This is a genomic window from Desulfobacula sp. (genome assembly GCF_021107415.1).
In genome coordinates, this window is sequence record NZ_JAIOSW010000448.1 from 1 (window position 1) to 2,849 (window position 2,849).

The following is a 2,849-nucleotide window of genomic DNA, read 5'->3' on the forward strand; positions in this document are numbered from 1 at the left end:
AGGCAGGGAATAGGTTTGGTCTCCTATGGTTATCTGCTTTTCCTCCATGGCTTCTAAAAGTGCGGACTGGACCTTGGAAGGCGCCCTGTTAATCTCATCTGCCAGGATAATATTATTAAACAAAGGCCCTTTTCTTGTAATAAAATCAGCTGTTTTGGGACGATAAATTTCAGTACCGGTCAAATCTGCGGGAAGAAGATCCGGGGTAAACTGAATGCGTTTAAACTGTGCCTGTACAACAGATGCCAGCGCCTTTACCGCTTTTGTTTTTGCAAGGCCCGGGACCCCCTCAATAAGGACATGACCTCCTGTTAAAAGTCCTGTCAAAAGACTGTCCGTAAGCTTTTCCTGGCCTACAATTTCCTTTGAGATCTCATTTCGGATACGGCTGATTAACAGATGATTTTTCTCTATTGCTTCTTTAATTTGTTCCATAGTACGTTGGCCTTATCATTTAAATTTACAAACACAAATCATGACAAAAAACAATTTCTTAATAATGAATTTTAATTAATATAGTATTGGTAAAGAAAGTGTCAAGAGATAAGCAAGTAAGGAATAATCCTGATTCCTTACTTGCTTATAAGCTGGTTGGAATAAAGGGATGAAGTGATCTTTATCACCTTTATAATATGATTCCTGATGGCTTTTTTATTCTTTAACGGATAATTTCGAAACGTCATTAAAATTCCGGCAAGCGAGGCGATAAAAGAGTGAGAATACATTCTTGCATTCTCTTTTTTTACACCATGTCTTTTCAGAAGCTGTTCAAAAAGATCAAAAAAAATCTTGGTGACCGAATCAAACTTGCCCATAACAGGATGTGTCAGGTTGTCTTTCAGCACCAGATACGTCATCATCTGAAACGTGGCCTCATTTTCAATGAGATACTCCACAAATTTTATGCCAAACTCTTCAATGCTTGCCGGTTTATCCTTTAGCACCATTGATTTAAACTCTTTGCTGACAGAAGAAATATCCTGAATAAACGCTTCATTAAAAAGTTCTTCCTGGCTTGAAAAATATCTGTAAATGGTTGCAGGGGAAATACCTGCTTCATCGGCAACTTCCCGCATGCCCACCTCAAAAAAAGGTTTTCTTGCAAAAAGTGCCAATGCAGATTCAATGACAATCTGTTTTCTTGCTTGCTTTTCCTTTTCTTTCAGCTCGGCAAATCTTGATTCAGCCACAAATATTCAGCCCTTTCCTGTGCATATTATCAATTCAATAGTCACTTATCATTTGTTGAATCATCTGACAAGGCAATATCCCTATACACAAGAGCAAACATTAACTTTAAACCTTAAAAGTTTGCACAATTTTTTTCATTTCCTCTGCCAGGGAGCTCATCTGATCCGCACTCTCCATGACAAGGCTGCTGCTGCTTTTCATCTGATCCGTGGCCAGATTGACCCCCCCTATATCCCGGGTAATATTTTCTGCAACCTGAGAACCCTGATTGACATTTTCATTGGCCTCCTGAATACCCAGGGACAGGCTTGAAATATTGCTGACAATCTCCTGGGTGGCAGCCGATTGCTGGGTCACTGCAGCGGCAATGGTGGAAACAATGTCATTGACATCCCGGATAACACCGGAAACCTCTTTAATCGAACTCACAGTAGCATCTGTATTATTCTGGATATTATCGATCTGCCCCCTGATCTCTTTTGTCGCTGCAACGGTCTGATTGGCCAGCTCCTTGATCTCATTTGCAACAACGGCAAAGCCTTTGCCTGCTTCTCCTGCCCTTGCCGCTTCAATGGTTGCATTGAGTGCCAGAAGATTGGTCTGGTCTGATATTTCCGTAATAGTATCCATTACCTTGCCAATGGATTGAGCCGCCTTATTTAGCACGGACATACTCTGTTCTGCTTCAGATGTTTTGGCGGCTGCATCACCGGAAATGCTTCTGGCCTTTTCTGCATTCTGTGCAATCTCGTTGATAGTAGCATTCATCTCTTCTGCTGCGGAAGCCACCATGGCTGCATTGGCAGAAGACTCTTCCATGGCTGCTGCAACAGAAGAAAGGTTTGAATTCATATCTTCAGCAGCCTGGGTAACCTTTCCTGCCATATCTGAAGTACTATTTGCATTTCCGGTCATATCCGTTGCAACTGTAACAAGTTCAGTCGAAGAGCTATCTATTTTTTCCGAATCCCCTGACAATTGCTGGATAATTTTTTGAAGCTTTTCCATAAAAAAATTAAACAGATCGCCCAGTGTTGCCAGTTCGTCTTTAGAATTGATCTCAATTCTCTTGGTCAAATCCCCCTCACCCTTGGCCACATCTTCAAAACTAACAATCATGGCATTTAGAGAGGAACCAATACCAAATATAATAATCAGGCAAAGTATGGCAATACCCACAAAAATGAGCCCGGAAATGACAACCATTCGAATTGTCAATGTTTTGACTTTAGAATTAATTTCATTACTGATTTCAGTCTTTATTGCTTCAACATTGTCGATATAAACTCCTGTACCGATCCAGTATTTGGTTCCAGGAATCATTTCTGCATAGGACAATTTAGGCGTCAGACCTGCTCCAGGTTTTTCCCAGATATATTGAACAAACCCACCACCTTTTTCAACCTCTGCATATAAAGCTTTCATAAAAAGAAAACCATTCTTATCTTCCAGCTTTTCCAAATTCTTTCCAATCAGTTTATCTGAAATATGCCCGACCGTTATTAACTCATTGAAAACAAAAAAATAACCGGACTGATCCTTTTCATACCGAATTCCTTTCAGTCCCTTTCGAATCAGGGCAACTCTTTCTTCATCATTTTCAACATCTTTAATGGCGTTGGACAAAGCAACGGAAACAGCATGGGTTGCAACTTTAA

At 40.5% G+C, this 2,849-nt stretch carries 3 protein-coding genes; all 3 read right to left on the reverse strand.

Features of this window, described 5'->3' with window-relative positions:
• On the reverse strand, positions 1-435 hold a 435-nt coding region (locus K8S13_RS22465), incomplete at its 3' end, for an AAA family ATPase (protein ID WP_291465961.1).
• 137 nt (positions 436-572) lie between these two features.
• Complete coding sequence (locus tag K8S13_RS22470) at positions 573-1,190, reverse strand: TetR/AcrR family transcriptional regulator (protein WP_291465962.1); 618 nt, start codon at positions 1,188-1,190, stop codon at positions 573-575.
• Positions 1,191-1,296: 106 nt separating this feature from the next.
• The coding region (locus K8S13_RS22475; RefSeq protein WP_291465963.1) for a methyl-accepting chemotaxis protein at positions 1,297-2,849 on the reverse strand (1,553 nt) is incomplete at its 5' end.